Source organism: Kitasatospora sp. NPDC086801, from assembly GCF_044745805.1.
Classification (GTDB): Bacteria; Actinomycetota; Actinomycetes; order Streptomycetales; family Streptomycetaceae; genus Kitasatospora.
The window spans coordinates 83,818-97,722 of the sequence record NZ_JBIVAX010000026.1; the positions used below are offsets into that span (position 1 = coordinate 83,818).

Genomic DNA, 13,905 nt, shown 5'->3' on the forward strand with positions numbered 1-13,905 from the left:
TCCAGGCCCCGCGAACAGCCGCCCCGCAGACGGCCGGCGCCGCGAACGACCGACCCCGCAAACGGCGAGCGGCCCGCCCGGCGCCCCAGGAAGGGGACACCGGACGGGCCGCGTACGCACCCGAGTAACCCGCAGGCGTCAGTGCACCATCACCGGCACCTCGTCGCTCTTCGCCGCACCGGCGCCCGAGCCCGCCGTCGCGTCCGGCCGGCCGGCGTTGATGAGGGTGAAGGCGATCGCGGAGGCCGCCACCAGGATCCCGAAGGACACCCAGATCGCGGTCGTGAAGCCGTGCACCATGCCCTGGAACTGCAGCGCCTGGGCGGCCTGCGGCGACGCGGCGGCGGCCGCGGCGGTCGCGTGCGAGGCCAGCCAACCGGTGGTGGCGCTGGCCGCGATGGTGTTCAGCAGCGCGGTGCCGATGGCGCCGCCGACCTGCTGCGAGGTGTTGACCATCGCCGAGGCGACGCCCGCGTCGCGCGGCTGGACGCCGTGCGTGGCCAGGCTCATGGCCGGCATGAACGCGGTGCCCATGCCGAGGCCCATCAGGACCAGGCCGGGCAGGATCAGCATCGGGTAGGAGGTGTCCAGGCCGATGTTGCTCAGCAGCAGCATGCCGATCGAGGCGACCAGGAAGCCGGGCGCCATCAGGAACCGCGCCGGGACGCGGGTCATCAGCCGGGCGCCGATCTGGGTCGAGCCGGTGATCATGCCCGCCACCATCGGCAGGAACGCGACGCCGGTCAGCACCGGGCTGTAGCCGCGCACGAGCTGCAGGTAGTAGGTCAGGAACAGGAACAGGCCGAACATGCCGATCACGGCCAGGCCGAGCGACAGGTACACCCCGCCGCGGTTGCGGTCCAGCACCACGCGCAGCGGCAGCAGCGGGGCCTTGACCCGGAGCTCCACCAGGACGAACGCGGTCAGCAGCACGGCGGCCGCGACGAACAGCGCCAGCGTGCTGCCGGCCGTCCAGCCGCTGGACTCGGCGCGGGTGAAGCCGTACACCAGCGAGACCAGGCCGGTGGTCACCAGCAGCACGCCGGGGACGTCCAGCCGGTTGCGGTTGCGGCCCTCGGCGGGCTCGCGGATCACCAGGACGGCGCCCACGGCGGCGACGATGGCGAACGGGACGTTGACGAAGAAGGTCCAGCGCCAGTTCATGTACTCGGTCAGCAGGCCGCCGAGGATCAGGCCGATCGCGCCACCGCCACCGGCGATCGCGCCGTAGATGCCGAAGGCCTTGGCGCGCTCCTTGGCCTCGGTGAAGGTCACCGCGAGCAGCGACAGCGCGGCCGGGGCGAGCAGTGCGCCGAACACGCCCTGGAGGGCGCGGGCGCCGAGCAGCATCGCGGTGTTGGCCGCGGCGCCGCCGAGCGCGGAGGCGAGGGCGAAGCCGGCCAGGCCGACCACGAAGGTCCGCTTGCGGCCCCAGAGGTCCGCGATCCGGCCGCCGAACAGCAGCAGGCCGCCGAAGGCCAGCGCGTAGGCGGTGATCACCCACTGGCGGTTGCCGTCGGAGATGCCCAGGTCCCGCTGGGCGGACGGAAGGGCGATGTTCACGATGGTGGCGTCCAGGACGACCATCAGCTGGGCGAGGCCGATGAAGATCAGCGCCTTCCAGCGCCGGGGATCGGGCAGCGTCGCCGGTCGGGCGTCGGTTTCAGGCATGGGGGTACTCACTTCACGGTGCGTGGCGTGCGACAAGGGTCGACCGCCGTACGTGGACGGCTGGTCGCCGTACGGGGCGTCGGTGCGAGGGCGTGCGGGGATCAGCTCCCGGCGGGCCGGCGGGCCGGCGGTTCGAGCCGGTGCTCGGCCTGGTCGGGAGGGCGGGTCGGTCGGTCGGGGTACTGCTGGTGGGTCAGTGCTGGGGTTGGAAGTCCTCGAAGGTCGCGGCCCGGCCGGGCAGCACCGAACGGACCGGCGTGCGCAGCCCGTCCAGGAACAGCTGAAGGTGCCGGTGGACGAAGTCGTCGAGCAGCCGGCAGGACGTCCCCGGCAGTGGCCGGGTCAGCTGGCTGATCGCGATGAACAGGTCACCGTGGTCGACGTCCGACCGCAGCTCACCCACCGCCCGGGCGCGCTCCATCAGGCCGCTCACGGCGGCCGTCAGACGCTCGCGGGCCTCGGTGAGGTCCGGGTCGAACGGGTCGACGTGACTGGTGAACATCGGGCAGAGCGCGCCGACCTTCTCCGCGACGGTCTCGTGCGCGAACCGCTGCAGGGCGTCGAACGGGTCGCCGTCAGGGGCGTCCGCCTCGGCCGTCGCCGTCTCGGCGATGGCCAGGATACGGCTCTTGACGAGCAGGGCCACCTCGCGGACCAGCGCCGTGCGGTCCGGGAAGTTCCGGTACAACGTGGCGTTGCCGACCCCGGCCCGCTTCGCGATCTCGTCCAGCGGCACGTCCGCGCCGTGCTCGACGAAGGCGTCGCGGGCCGCCAGGACGATCCGCTCCCGGTTGCGGGTCGCGTCGGCGCGCAGCTTGGGCGCGCGGACGGTCTCCACGGGTCGGACCGGCTCGGTGGCGGCGGTGGTCACGGCGACTGCTCCTTCAGGATACCGGGGAAGTTCTCCCCGCTTCTGCCTACGAAAGACCAAACGGGGATTCCCTCCCCGGAAATTTCGCCTTTCCATGTGACCTGAGTCACATTTACCCGCTCTGGTGTGACTGGGAGGGCCGGGCGGTGGGCGCTATCGTCGGAATCCAGATGGCCCGTGACCACTTGCCGGTGTGTTCGTTGCCCCACAGGGTGCCCAGGCGAAGGAGGAAAGCCCGTGACCGCGATCTCCGACCGCCCGCAGATGCTGCCCGAGGAGTTCGAGGAGTTCGCTCGTCTTCTGGCTCGAACTGCCGAACGCATTCGGCCGGAGCTCATCAACGGGAAGCTGGGGGTCAAGCCCGTGCCAGACGGCGACCACGGCCGCATGATTCAGTGGCTGCTGCGGATCTGCATTCAGGCTCGGCCCGAGCTCTATCTGCACGATCAGGGGCTGAAGATCCAGGGCTACCGTGGCAGTTTTGCCCGCCCGGACGGCACGTTGGCGCATGCAGACGCCTTCGTCGGCACGGGGGAGTGGGCCGAGACCGGCGACGTGCTGATGGTCGCCGAGGTCACCTCCTGCGACTCCGATACCAATCAGCGGGACCGTGTCGAGAAGCCTCGGGCCTATGCAGAGGCCGGCATCCCCGTCTACCTGTTGATCGACCGCGACTCCGCCGAGGTCACCGTCTACAGCCAGCCCGACGGCGTCCGTTACGAGACCGCGCAGATCCTCCCGTTCGGCAAGACCGTCCACCTCCCCGAGCCGGTGGGGATCTCGCTGGACACCTAGCCGCTCAAGAACTGGGTGCGCTGATCCCGGCCATGCCTCCCGGAACGCGCTGCGCCCATCGGCCTAGGCTGTGGGCGTCCCGGGCGGCCGGTGGGCCGTGGGAGTCGGGAGGGGCCCGGCGGCCGGGTGGCGAGGAGGTCCGCGATGGGCAGCGGTGAGACCGCCAAGGTGCGTTGCGTGGCGGCCGTTCCGTGCTGGGTGAGCCTGACGGCCCGGGACCTGGAGGGGGCGAAGGCGTTCTACGGGCCGCTGCTCGGCTGGGAGTTCGAGCCGGCGCCGGACCGCTTCGGCCCGTACCTGCACGCGGTGACCGGCGGGGAGGCGGTGGCCGGGCTGGGGGTCGCGGGGAGCGACTGGGCGATGCCGGTGGCGTGGACCAGCTACTTCGGCACGGAGAGCGCGGACGCCGCCGCCGATGCGGTGCGCGAGCGCGGCGCGACCCTGGCGGTGGGCCCGCTGGCCTTCGACGCCGGGCGGGTGGCCTTCGCGGCGGACCCGGCCGGGGCGGTGTTCGGCATCTGGGAGGGCCCGCTGGGCCGGGCCCGGCTGCTGGACCTGCCGGGCGCGCCGGTCTGGATCGAACTGCGCACGCCGGACCCGTTCGCGGCGGCGCTGTTCTACGGGCAGGTGTTCCGCTGGGACGGCCGTGATCCGGAGCGGTTCGACGTCCGCTGGGAACACGACCGGGTGGTGCTGCGGGCGGAGGGCCACAGTGTCGCCGCGCTGGCGAGGGAGCAGGCCGACGGTGCGGCGGGGCTGCCGCCGCACTGGGAGGTGTCCTTCGCCGTCCCGGACGCCGACCGGGCGCTGGCCCGGGCCGTGGAGCTGGGTGGTTCGGTGGTGGGAGCCGCCTTCGACTCCCCGTACGGGCGGGTGGCCCGGTTGCGGGACCGCGAGGGCGGCCGTTTCGCGGTGATCAGCCCGAAGAACTGAGGCTCACGGCCCTGCTCCGCCCGGTTCGCCCGGCTCGGCGGTTTCCGCGCGTTCGGCCCGCAGCCGGTCGCCGAGCGCCGCCCGGGCGGCGGCGGGCAGGGCCTTGCGGGCGGCCGGGAAGAGCTGCTCCTCCTCCGTGGCGAGGTGGCGCCGCAGGGTGTCGGCGAGGCCGCGCAACAGGGTGTCGAAGGCCGGGTCGGCCGGGCCGAGGCCCTGGAGGTCGGAGAGGTACTGCCCGATCGCCAGGTGCTCGTGGATGCTCCCGAACACCAGCGCCCCGCCGCCCGGCACGTCGTGCTGCACGAGCGGGAAGAGGTGCTCCTCCTCGGCCGCGCAGTGGGCGAACAGCAGGTCGGTCAGCCGGGTCAGCAGGTCGGCGCGCTCGGCGGCGCCGGCGGGCGCCCGCTCGACCTGGTCGAGCAGCTCGATGGCCGCCCGGTGGTCGGCGGTGAACTCGCCGAGGATGTCCGGCCTGCGGCTCATGGCGTGCCCGCCTCTCGCACGGATCGCGGCCCCCGCTCCTTCCAGTATCCGGCGTCCGCCACCACACCGACCGCGTCAGGGTCGGTCGCGCCGCCCGGTGAGGGCGAGCAGGCGGGTCTGCGGGTCGGCGTCGGCGGGGACGGGCAGGGGCCGGTCGAACAGGCCGCTTCCGGAGAGGTCCCCGTAGCCGGCGAACTCGCCGAGGGCGAAGTCGACGAGTTCCGCCGGGAGCCGGGTGTGCCGTCCGATGGCTTCGGCGAGGTCCCAGCTGTGGATGACGAGGTCGGTGGTGAGCTGGTCCAGGTAGTACTGCCCGGGGACGTCCCCGAAGGAGAGGTGGACGGTGAGCTCGGTGGCGCCGGGGGCGGCGAAGGCGTCCCGGGCGGCGTCGGCGGCGCCGGTCCAGGCGGTGACCGGGTCGTCGCCGAGGACGTCGCCGTCGAAGCGGCCGCCGACCTCGGAGATGGTGGCGCCCATCAGCAGTTCGGGGATCCACAGCTGTTCGCCGGTGAGGTGGTTGACGAGGTCGCGGACGGACCAGTCGGCGCACGGGGTGGGGGCGGTCCACTGGCGGGGGGTGATCAGCCGGACGCGTTCGCCGAAGGCGGCGAGGGCTTCGGGGTAGGGCGTGCCGGGTTCCGCGGTCCGCCGGTGCTGCCTGCGTTGAGCCATGTCTCCACCCTGCCCCGGGCGGGGTCCGGCCCGCGAGTTGTCCACGGACCGTCAGTTGTTCAAATTCGAACTCCGAGGTACGGTCGAGGAGCGGCCGGTTCAAATTTGAACAATAGTTGCGGGGCGACCCCGCCCGGCCGCGCCACCACACCCCCGACGACCGACCCCGATCGCGATGGAGACGCGCATGCCGAGCAGCAGCCCGAGCACGACCGCCCCCACCACCACCGTCCTCCCGGGCCGGGTGACCCCCGAGTCCGCGACGACCTCCCCGCACGCCTACGACGCCGGACTCCTGCTCCTGCGCCTGGCCCTCGGCCTGACGATGGCCGCGCACGGCAGCCAGAAGCTGTTCGGCTGGTTCGGGGGCGGCGGGATCGACGGCACCGGTCAGTTCTTCACCATGAGCGGCTATCCGGCGGGCAACGCCATGGCCGTGGTCGCCGGCCTCACCGAGACGCTCGGCGGGCTCGCCCTCGCCGTCGGCCTGCTGACCCCGCTGGCGGGCGCCGCGCTCGTCGGCACGATGGTCAACGCGATCGCCGTCACCTGGGGTGGCGGCTTCTTCGCCCCGAAGGGCAGCGAGTACGAGCTGCTGCTCACGGCGGGCGCCGCCGCGCTCGCCCTGACCGGCCCGGGCCGCTACGCCGTGGACCGCTTCCTGCCGGTGCTGCGCGCGCACCGGTTGGCGTACGGTGCGGCGGCGGTCCTGGTCGGCCTGGTGACGGCCGGCGTCATCCTGCTGCTGCGGAAGTAGTCGGGCGGGGCGTCAACCCCCAAGCGCAGGGGCCGTGGTGGCGATTCGCCATCACGGCCCCTGCGTCGTTCCCTCGCGAATCGCTCACAGGAGCGGGGCTATTCAACGTCATGTGATGTGTGCCATGGTACATGTCACACTCCCCACCGTGTGCACGACGGAACCGCCCACGAGGCGCCGTCGCCAACGGTCCTCATCACCCCACCGGCCGCACCCCCAATGCGGCCGACGACGGCCCGGAGGCCCCCACGTGAGTTCCGCGCGTCTGCTGCGACTCCCGCAGCTGGCAAGGCTGTTAATACTCGCCCTGACCATGTTCCTGACGATCGGCCTGTTCGCCCCACAGAGCAAGGCCGCCCCCGCCGCCGCCCCCGGTGGCGCGTCCGCCCCCACCACCCCCGCCGGACCGGCGCCCCAGCCGGCCGTCGGCGCCCCCGAGCGCGGCCACACCGACCGGCAGTTCGCCTCTGCCGACCAGCGTGCCCCGCTCCCGCTCGACACCCGGCCGGCCGAGGCCCGGCCGACCTCCAAGGCCCTCGCCCTCGGCGCGGCCGCACAGCCCTGCAACGTCGGCGACTTCACCGGCCGGACGGGCAGCGACCTGGTCCAGCACATCACGGCCGCCGACATCCAGTGCATCAACGGGCTCTTCCAGCTCACCGGCGCGGACGCGAGGGGCGCGTTCCGTGAGGAGCAGATGACCACCGTCGCGTACGCGCTGCGCGACGCGGCCGGCGCCTACCCGGGCGACGACAGCACGTCCGTCCACCAGTTGGTGCTCTACCTGCGCGCCGGGTACTTCGCGCAGTGGTACCACAAGGACGACGTCGGCACCTACGGCACCGCCCTCCAGACGGCGATCCGCTCCGGGCTGGACGCCTTCTTCGGCAGCGCGCACGTGCGGGACGTCACCGCGGGCAACGCCCCCATCCTGGGCGAGGCCGTCACCCTGATCGACAGCGCGCAGGAGAACATCCGCTACCTCTCGGTGGTCAAGCAACTGCTGAACGACTACAGCAGCGCCACCTGGAACCCGGCCGGCATGGCCTGGGCGGTGAACCCGGTCTTCACGGTGCTGTTCCGCGGCCACCAGGTGACCGGCTTCGACGCGGCCGTCGAGGCCGACCCGAGCGTGCTGGACGCGCTGTCCGGCTTCGTGACCCGCAACAACGACCAACTCGGCGGCAACTTCGGCGTGCTGGTCTACAACGGGGCCAAGGAGCTGACCCGCTTCCTGAAGGACACGGCGCTCCAGCCCAAGGTCCGTCCGCTGGCCAAGGAGCTGGTCGCGCAGTCCGCGCCGAACGGCCGCACCGTCTACCAGTGGGCCGCGGTCGCGGACGGGGTCGGCTACTACGACGCCGCCAACTGCGCCTACTACGGCACCTGCAACGCCTCCGACCAGCTCAAGGCGGGCGTGCTGACGGTCAACTACACCTGCAGCCCGAGCATCAAGCTGATCGCCCAGACGCTGGACAACACCCAACTGGGCACCGCCTGCAGCAGCCTGACCGGCCAGGACGCGTTCTTCCACTCGGTGGTCCGGGACAACGGCCCGGTCAAGGACGACAACAACACCACGATCGAGGTCGTGGTCTTCCACTCGTCCTTGGACTACCAGGTGCTGGCCGCGGCCATCTACGGCATCGACACCAACAACGGCGGCATGTACCTGGAGGGCGACCCGGCCAAGGCCGGCAACCAGCCGCGCTTCCTCTGCTACGAGGCCGAGTGGGCCCGCCCGTCGTTCGAGATCTGGAACCTCAACCACGAGTACACCCATTACCTCGACGGCCGGTTCGACATGTACGGCGACTTCAACGCCGGCATGACCACCCCGACCGTCTGGTGGGTCGAGGGCTTCGCCGAGTACATCTCCTACTCGTACCGCAAGGTCACCAACGACGGCGCCATCGCGGTGGCCGCCCAGCACACCTACAAGCTGAGCGACCTCTTCGACACCGCCTACGGTGACCAGGACCGGGTCTACCGCTGGGGCTACCTCGCCGTCCGCTACATGCTGGAGCAGCACCGCGGCGACATGGACGCCATCCTCGCCAAGTACCGCGCGGGTGACTGGAACGGCGCCCGCACCCTGCTCAAGACCACCATCGGCACCTCGTACGACGCCGACTTCGACAGCTGGCTGACCAAGTGCGCCAGCGGCGCCTGCGCCACCGACGGTGGTGGCACGCCCACCCAGCCGCAGCTGCCGGAGTGCGCCGGCACCGACATCCGCAAGCTGGACGCCAACTGCTCCCGCAGCAACATCGCGGCGACCACCGGCAACTACGCGCACTTCTACCTCCTGGTGCCGGCCGGCACCAAGCAGGTGAAGGTCACCACCAGCGGCGGCACCGGCAACGGCGACCTCTACTACAGCCCGACCAGCTGGGCGTACACCAACGCCAGCACGGCGCACTCGGCGGGGCCGGACAACTCCGAGACCCTGACGATCACCAACCCGCCGGCCGGCTACGTCTACTTCAGCCTCTACGCCCAGCAGGGCTTCAGCGGGGTGAGCGTCACGAGCGAACTCTGATCGGACGCCTTTCGAGCGACCGAACACGGACAGGTGACCGCCCCGGCGGAGCGCTTCGGCGCCCCGCCGGGGCGGGTCCGTGCCCGCTGCGGTCCGCCGGACAGGCCCTACTCGCCGATCCGGACCAGCGCCAGGGTGATGTTGTCCGGCCCGCCGGCCGCGATCGCCGCCTTCCAGAGCTCGAACGCGGCCCTCCCGTCGGCGCGGTCGGAGCCGTCGTGCGGCCGGGCGAGCAGCGCGGCCAACTCCTCCTCCGGCACCGGGTCGGTCAGGCCGTCGCTGCACACCAGGTAGCGGTCGCCGGCGGCCAGCGGCACGGCGCGCACGTGCGGCTCGACGAAGGTCAGTCCGAGCGAGCCGCCCAGGGTCTGGGTGACCACCGAGGTGGTGCGCCGTCCGGGCGGCAGCGGCGGGCTGTCGTCCACGCTCACCCGGCGCAGTCCGTCCAGGGTGACCTGGTAGACCCGGCTGTCGCCCACGTTGAAGGCCACCGCCCGGCCGGGCAGCAGGACCAGGCCGGCCACCGTGGTGCCCATCGCGGCCAGCTCGGGTTCGTCGGCGGCGGCCGCGTACACCGCCCGGTTGCAGTCCTGAAGTTCCTCCCGGACGGCCTCCTCGCCGTCCAGTCCGGCGCCGTCGGCGGCCAGCCGGCGGGCCACCAGGGCGCTGGCGACCTCGCCGCCGGGGTGGCCGCCCAGGCCGTCCGCCACGGCGACCACGCAGGGAGGGCCGAGCGGGAACAGCAGGGTCTGCGGGTTGCCGGTCACGGTGGCGCAGAGTGTCCACGGTCCGACCGTGAGGCTGTCCTCGTTGTGCTGCCGCACCAGGCCCTCGTGGCTCAGCGCGCTCACCGCGATGTACGCCGTCATCGGTTCGCCGCCCTTCCGGAGCTCCCCCCCTCAATTGTGGGCGGGAACAACGATCCGCACCCGGGTGCGAGGGGGGCGGTGGTTCGGCAAGGACATCCGCCGGGGCACCCCACCGCAGTCCTCCACCTCCACCCCGCGCCCGCCCCTTCCGCATGCCCACCGGCCGTGGGCATCCCCCCGAACGGCCTCATCGGACGGTGCGCCCGAGCGGGCCGTCCGGGGGAGCGCCGCCCGCGCCGAATGGTCCGCTATGCGGTGTAATCGTACGGATGATCAGATGTCCGCTGGTCCGTCACGCCGTCGGCCCGCCCCGTCGGCGGCAGCTGCGGCACGCTGATCACCGGCCATGAGTGGGAAGCCTCCCGGCCTCCTGGACCACCGTGGAGGGACCCTCGCCATGCAGGCCGAACCGCAAGCCGTGCTCTCCCCGCTGACCAGCGCGGCGGTCTTCCTGGTCCTCACCGTCGAGCCCGGCGGCGAGGACGCCGTCCGCGACCTGCTGCCCGACCTCGCCGGGCTGCGCCGCGCGGTCGGCTTCCGGGCCCCCGAGGGCGGCCTCACCTGCGTCACCGGCATCGGCTCGGACGCCTGGGACCGCCTCTTCGACGGTCCCAGGCCGGCCGGCCTGCACCCCTTCCGGGAGGTGGCCGGCGCCCGCCACCGGGCCCCGGCCACCCCCGGCGACCTGCTGCTGCACCTGCGCGCCGCCCGGATGGACCTCTGCTTCGAACTGGCCGGCCAGCTCACCGGCCGGCTGGCCGGGGCGGCCACCGTGGTGGACTCCGTCCAGGGCTTCCGGTACTTCGACGACCGGGACCTGCTCGGCTTCGTCGACGGCACCGAGAACCCCGAGGGCCGGGCCGCCGTGACCGCCGCCGTGGTCGGCGGCGAGGACCCGGACTTCGCCGGCGGCAGCTACGTCATCGTCCAGAAGTACCTGCACGACCTGGACGGGTGGAACGCGCTGAGCGTCGAGGACCAGGAACGGGCGGTCGGCCGCACCAAGCTCACCGACATCGAGTTCGACGACGATGCCAAGCCCGCCGACTCGCACCTCGCGCTCAACGTCGTCACCGGCCCCGACGGCGCGGAACGGAAGATCGTCCGCTTCAACATGCCGTTCGGCTCCTTCGAGCACGGCGGCGAGTTCGGCACCTACTTCATCGGCTACGCCCGCGATCCGGAGGTGACCGAGGAGATGCTGCGCAACATGTTCGTGGGCCGCCCGCCCGGCACCACCGACCGGCTGCTCGACTTCTCCACCGCCGTCACCGGCTCGCTGTTCTTCGTCCCGACCGCCGACTTCCTCGACGCCCCGCCGCCCGCGCCCCCGGTGCGGCCGTCGGCGCCGGTGCCGCCCGTGCCGAGTGCTCCGCCCGCGACCGGCTCGCTCGGCATCGGCAGCCTGCGCGGCACGCCCTGAACCGGACCTCCCGACAAGGACCCGCACCATGAACAACCTGCACCGCGACCTCGCTCCCGTCTCCGCCGCCGCCTGGGCGGAGATCGAGGAGGAGGCCCGCCAGACCTTCAAGCTCCACATCGCCGGCCGCCGCGTGGTCGACCTGCACGGCCCCGACGGCTCCACCCTCGCCGCCGTCGGCACCGGCCACTTGACCGGCATCGAACCGCCCGCCGACGGCGTCCAGGCCCACGCCCGCGCCGCCCAGCCGGTGGTCGAGCTGCGCGTCCCCTTCACCGTCCGCCGCGAGGCCGTCGACGACGTCGAGCGCGGCTCCCGCGACTCCGACTGGCAGCCCGTGAAGGACGCCGCCCGCACCATCGCCCTCGCCGAGGACCGCGCCGTCTTCGAGGGCTACCGCGCCGCCGCCATCGAGGGCATCCGGGCCGGCTCCACCAACCCGCCGGTCCAACTCCCCGAGGACGTCCGCGAGTACCCCGAGGCCGTCAGCCGCGCCCTCACCGCCCTCCGCCTGGCCGGCGTGGGCGGCCCCTACTCGCTCCTGCTCGGCGCGGACGCCTTCACTGCCGTCAACGAGACCAGCGACCACGGCTACCCCGTCCACAACCACCTCGCCCGGCTCCTCGACGGCGACATCATCTGGGCCCCCGCCATCGAGGGCGCCTTCCTCCTCTCCACCCGGGGCGGCGACTTCGAACTCTTCCTCGGCCAGGACGTCTCCGTCGGCTACCTCTCCCACGACGCCGACACCGTGCGGCTCTACCTCCAGGAGTCCCTCACCTTCCGCGTCTACACGGGAGAGGCCGCCGTCGTGCTGGGCGGGGCGGCCGTCTGAGGGCGTCCCGGGGGGCGCCCTGAGGTCCAGCGCACACCCGGGAAGGGTACTGAGTTCCTTTACCAGGGGTACTGAGTGCCGTATCCTCTCCGTGGAGCCTCTGACACCAGTCGAAGAGCGCCGACACGGTAGGCCGGTCCAGGTGGCGCTTGCGGCGCGCGGGGCGCGGCCGGGCCGGGATTGGCACTCAGTACCCTCGGCATGATGTGAGGCCATCGACCAGCGCGACCGCGACAGGAGAACCACTCATGAGCTTGAGGATCGTCGTCTGTGTGAAGTACGTGCCGGACGCGACGGGTGACCGTCGGTTCGCGGACGATCACACCACCGACCGGGAGGGTGTGGACGGCCTTCTGTCCGAGCTGGACGAGTACGGCGTGGAGCAGGCGCTGCGGATCGCTGAGGCGAACGAGGGTGCCGAGGTGACGGTGCTGACGGTCGGGCCGGATGATGCGAAGGACGCGTTGCGCAAGGCGTTGTCGATGGGTGCGGACAAGGCCGTGCACGTGAATGACGAGGACATCCACGGTTCGGATGTGATCGGGACGTCGGCGGTGCTGGCGAAGGCGCTGGAGCGGACCGGGTTCGACCTGGTGATCGGTGGGATGGCGTCGACGGACGGTTCGATGGGTGTGCTGCCGGCGTTGCTGGCGGAGCGGCTGGGGGTGGCGCAGGTGACGCTGCTGTCGGAGGTGTCGGTCGAGGGCGGTGTGGTGCGGGGCCGTCGTGACGGTGACGCGGCGACGGAGCTGGTGGAGGCGGCGCTGCCGGCGGTGGTGTCGGTGACGGACCAGTCGGGTGAGGCCCGGTACCCGTCGTTCAAGGGGATCATGGCGGCGAAGAAGAAGCCGGTCCAGTCGTTGGACCTGGACGATCTGGGCATCGAGGCCGGTGAGGTCGGTCTGGGGGGTGCGTGGACGGCGGTGGAGTCGGTGGCGGCGCGTCCGGCGCGGACCGCGGGCACGGTCGTCAAGGACGAGGGCGAGGGCGGTAGGCAGCTCGCTGGCTTCCTCGCCGACCAGAAGTTCATCTGAGCCGGCCCGGCCGAGCCACCCACCCCCTGCCACAGCGAAACACGGAGACATTGAGCAATGGCTGAGATTCTCGTCCTGGTGGACCACGCCGACGGTGCGGTCCGCAAGCCGGCCCTCGAACTGCTGACCCTGGCCCGCCGGATCGGTGAGCCGTCCGCGGTCGTGCTGGGCGCCGGTGCCGCCGCCGCCGACCTCGCCGCCAAGGCCGCGGAGTACGGCGCGGCCAAGGTGTACGTCGCCGAGGGCGCCGAGTTCACCGACCAGCTGGTCGTCCCCAAGGTGGACGCCCTCGCCCAGATCGCCAAGGCCAACGACGCCGCCGCCGTGCTGGTCACCTCCTCCGGCGAGGGCAAGGAGATCGCCGCCCGGGTCGCACTGCGCCTGGGCTCCGGCATCATCACCGACGCCATCGACCTGCGCGCGGGCGACACCGGCCCGGTCGCCACCCAGTCGGTGTTCGCCGCCTCCTACACCGTCGACTCGCGCGTCAGCAACGGCGTGCCGGTCATCACCGTCAAGCCGAACGCCGTGGCCCCCGAGGCCGTTGCGGCCTCGGGTGCGGTGGAGAACGTGGTGGTGGAGTTCACCGGCAACGCGGCCAAGGTGACCTCGCGCACCCCGCGCGTCTCGACCGGGCGTCCGGAGCTGACCGAGGCCGCGATCGTGGTCTCGGGCGGCCGGGGCGTCGGCGAGGCGGCCGGCTTCGGCGTCGTCGAGGAGCTCGCGGACGCGCTGGGCGCGGCCGTCGGTGCCTCGCGCGCCGCCGTCGACGCGGGCTGGTACCCGCACAGCAACCAGGTCGGCCAGACCGGCAAGCAGGTCTCGCCGCAGCTGTACGTGGCCAACGGCATCTCCGGCGCCATCCAGCACCGGGCCGGCATGCAGACCTCGAAGACCATCGTGGCCGTCAACAAGGACCCGGAGGCCCCGATCTTCGAGCTGGCGGACTACGGCGTGGTCGGCGACCTGTTCGCCGTGCTGCCGCAGCTGACCGCCGAGGTGAAGGCCCGCAAGGGCTGA

General features: G+C 72.4%; 13 protein-coding genes. 8 read left to right on the forward strand and 5 right to left on the reverse strand.

The features are described 5' to 3' along the window. Nucleotides 1-138 precede the first annotated feature (138 nt). Nucleotides 139-1,671 (reverse strand): MFS transporter, encoded by a 1,533-nt coding sequence (locus ACIPLC_RS24895; RefSeq protein WP_400475220.1) that lies wholly within the window; start codon nucleotides 1,669-1,671, stop codon nucleotides 139-141. Nucleotides 1,672-1,864: 193 nt separating this feature from the next. Further along, nucleotides 1,865-2,542 carry a TetR/AcrR family transcriptional regulator gene (locus tag ACIPLC_RS24900; RefSeq protein WP_400475221.1) on the reverse strand — a complete coding sequence of 226 codons (678 nt, stop codon included), beginning with the start codon at nucleotides 2,540-2,542 and terminating at the stop codon, nucleotides 1,865-1,867. A gap of 237 nt (nucleotides 2,543-2,779) precedes the next feature. Here ACIPLC_RS24900 and ACIPLC_RS24905 point away from each other — a divergent pair, with 237 nt between their 5' ends. Further along, the gene (locus ACIPLC_RS24905; protein ID WP_400475222.1) at nucleotides 2,780-3,337 is read left to right on the forward strand and encodes a Uma2 family endonuclease; all 558 of its coding nucleotides are present in this window, start codon (nucleotides 2,780-2,782) and stop codon (nucleotides 3,335-3,337) included. Nucleotides 3,338-3,481: 144 nt separating this feature from the next. Next, a complete protein-coding gene (locus ACIPLC_RS24910) occupies nucleotides 3,482-4,270 on the forward strand; it encodes a VOC family protein (RefSeq protein WP_400475223.1) in 789 nt (262 codons plus the stop codon). Between the two features lie 3 nt (nucleotides 4,271-4,273). Here the strand turns inward: ACIPLC_RS24910 and ACIPLC_RS24915 are convergent, their stop codons facing one another. Beyond that, nucleotides 4,274-4,753, reverse strand: coding sequence for a hemerythrin domain-containing protein (locus tag ACIPLC_RS24915; protein WP_400475224.1), 480 nt, complete (start codon nucleotides 4,751-4,753; stop codon nucleotides 4,274-4,276). Nucleotides 4,754-4,828: 75 nt separating this feature from the next. Continuing rightward, on the reverse strand, nucleotides 4,829-5,425 hold the full coding sequence (locus ACIPLC_RS24920) for a TIGR03086 family metal-binding protein (protein WP_400475225.1): 597 nt from the start codon (nucleotides 5,423-5,425) through the stop codon (nucleotides 4,829-4,831). 187 nt (nucleotides 5,426-5,612) lie between these two features. Here ACIPLC_RS24920 and ACIPLC_RS24925 point away from each other — a divergent pair, with 187 nt between their 5' ends. Both ACIPLC_RS24925 and ACIPLC_RS24930 read left to right on the forward strand, forming a co-directional pair. Continuing rightward, a complete protein-coding gene (locus tag ACIPLC_RS24925) occupies nucleotides 5,613-6,182 on the forward strand; it encodes a DoxX family protein (protein WP_400475226.1) in 570 nt (189 codons plus the stop codon). Nucleotides 6,183-6,495: 313 nt separating this feature from the next. Further along, nucleotides 6,496-8,724: a M9 family metallopeptidase gene (locus ACIPLC_RS24930; protein ID WP_400475227.1), complete on the forward strand. Its 2,229-nt coding sequence runs from the start codon at nucleotides 6,496-6,498 to the stop codon at nucleotides 8,722-8,724. 107 nt (nucleotides 8,725-8,831) lie between these two features. Here the strand turns inward: ACIPLC_RS24930 and ACIPLC_RS24935 are convergent, their stop codons facing one another. Next, on the reverse strand, nucleotides 8,832-9,593 hold the full coding sequence (locus ACIPLC_RS24935) for a PP2C family protein-serine/threonine phosphatase (protein ID WP_400475228.1): 762 nt from the start codon (nucleotides 9,591-9,593) through the stop codon (nucleotides 8,832-8,834). A gap of 397 nt (nucleotides 9,594-9,990) precedes the next feature. On the opposite strand from ACIPLC_RS24935, the gene ACIPLC_RS24940 reads away from it, so the two are divergent. From ACIPLC_RS24940 to ACIPLC_RS24955, 4 genes are all read left to right on the forward strand, one after another. Continuing rightward, nucleotides 9,991-11,016, forward strand: a complete 1,026-nt coding sequence (locus ACIPLC_RS24940) for a Dyp-type peroxidase (RefSeq protein ID WP_400475229.1) — start codon at nucleotides 9,991-9,993, stop codon at nucleotides 11,014-11,016. 28 nt (nucleotides 11,017-11,044) lie between these two features. Further along, nucleotides 11,045-11,851, forward strand: a complete 807-nt coding sequence (locus ACIPLC_RS24945; RefSeq protein WP_400475230.1) for a family 1 encapsulin nanocompartment shell protein — start codon at nucleotides 11,045-11,047, stop codon at nucleotides 11,849-11,851. Between the two features lie 248 nt (nucleotides 11,852-12,099). Next, complete coding sequence (locus tag ACIPLC_RS24950; protein ID WP_400475231.1) at nucleotides 12,100-12,885, forward strand: electron transfer flavoprotein subunit beta/FixA family protein; 786 nt, start codon at nucleotides 12,100-12,102, stop codon at nucleotides 12,883-12,885. Nucleotides 12,886-12,942: 57 nt separating this feature from the next. Then, nucleotides 12,943-13,905 (forward strand): electron transfer flavoprotein subunit alpha/FixB family protein, encoded by a 963-nt coding sequence (locus tag ACIPLC_RS24955; protein WP_400475232.1) that lies wholly within the window; start codon nucleotides 12,943-12,945, stop codon nucleotides 13,903-13,905.

What these genes read in the sequence shown, in the direction of transcription:
- ACIPLC_RS24895 (WP_400475220.1), bottom strand. Translation starts at nt 1,671, where the DNA reads ATGCCTGAAACCGACGCCCGACCGGCGACGCTGCCCGATCCCCGGCGC.
- ACIPLC_RS24910 (WP_400475223.1), top strand. Translation starts at nt 3,482, where the DNA reads ATGGGCAGCGGTGAGACCGCCAAGGTGCGTTGCGTGGCGGCCGTTCCG.
- ACIPLC_RS24915 (WP_400475224.1), bottom strand. Translation starts at nt 4,753, where the DNA reads ATGAGCCGCAGGCCGGACATCCTCGGCGAGTTCACCGCCGACCACCGG.
- ACIPLC_RS24920 (WP_400475225.1), bottom strand. Translation starts at nt 5,425, where the DNA reads ATGGCTCAACGCAGGCAGCACCGGCGGACCGCGGAACCCGGCACGCCC.
- ACIPLC_RS24925 (WP_400475226.1), top strand. Translation starts at nt 5,613, where the DNA reads ATGCCGAGCAGCAGCCCGAGCACGACCGCCCCCACCACCACCGTCCTC.
- ACIPLC_RS24930 (WP_400475227.1), top strand. Translation starts at nt 6,496, where the DNA reads ATGTTCCTGACGATCGGCCTGTTCGCCCCACAGAGCAAGGCCGCCCCC.
- ACIPLC_RS24935 (WP_400475228.1), bottom strand. Translation starts at nt 9,593, where the DNA reads ATGACGGCGTACATCGCGGTGAGCGCGCTGAGCCACGAGGGCCTGGTG.
- ACIPLC_RS24940 (WP_400475229.1), top strand. Translation starts at nt 9,991, where the DNA reads ATGCAGGCCGAACCGCAAGCCGTGCTCTCCCCGCTGACCAGCGCGGCG.
- ACIPLC_RS24945 (WP_400475230.1), top strand. Translation starts at nt 11,045, where the DNA reads ATGAACAACCTGCACCGCGACCTCGCTCCCGTCTCCGCCGCCGCCTGG.
- ACIPLC_RS24950 (WP_400475231.1), top strand. Translation starts at nt 12,100, where the DNA reads ATGAGCTTGAGGATCGTCGTCTGTGTGAAGTACGTGCCGGACGCGACG.
- ACIPLC_RS24955 (WP_400475232.1), top strand. Translation starts at nt 12,943, where the DNA reads ATGGCTGAGATTCTCGTCCTGGTGGACCACGCCGACGGTGCGGTCCGC.